A 481-nucleotide genomic window follows, 5' to 3' on the forward strand; every position below is an offset into this window, starting at 1 on the left:
GGCTGCGGCGGCGGCAGGCTGATTGGGTGGCATCGGTCCGCCCTACGCGTCCACCAAAGTTCGGCGCGGAAGGCGGCATGAAGGCGCGGGGCCCGACCGGCGCCGATCTTGCGACAGTTACGTAGTCGGCCACGGTGGTGGCCAGGGCGCCGATCGGCACCGCATGGGGCGTGTTGCCCCGCCCGTTGCCGGGCGGCTTGCCTGGTGAGGTTTGGTGCGCCTTGGCCCACGCGCCCGCATCGAAGGCACGCATATGCAGTTCACGCAGCGGCTTGCCGGCGGCCCCCCTGTGCGCGTCCATGACGCTTCGCGTCCATTGCACGTCGGAGTAACCGAACCAGACGATGCCTGCCTGCGTGGCGTCCGGGATGCCGATGCATCCGGCGAGTTCCACGTGTCCGGCGTCACTGCAAGGCTTGAGCGATCTTGAGCTTTCCGATACGACGGTCGCCGCGGGAATGCTCCTGTAGTAGCCATCCTC

The 481-nt window shown here is 68.2% G+C and carries 1 protein-coding gene; it reads right to left on the reverse strand.

The window, feature by feature from the left end; translation table 11 throughout:
- The coding region (locus AC1EJR_RS27345; protein ID WP_477147861.1) for a toxin VasX at nt 1-481 on the reverse strand (481 nt) is incomplete at both ends.

It is taken from the genome of Cupriavidus sp. 05T42, from assembly GCF_056396345.1.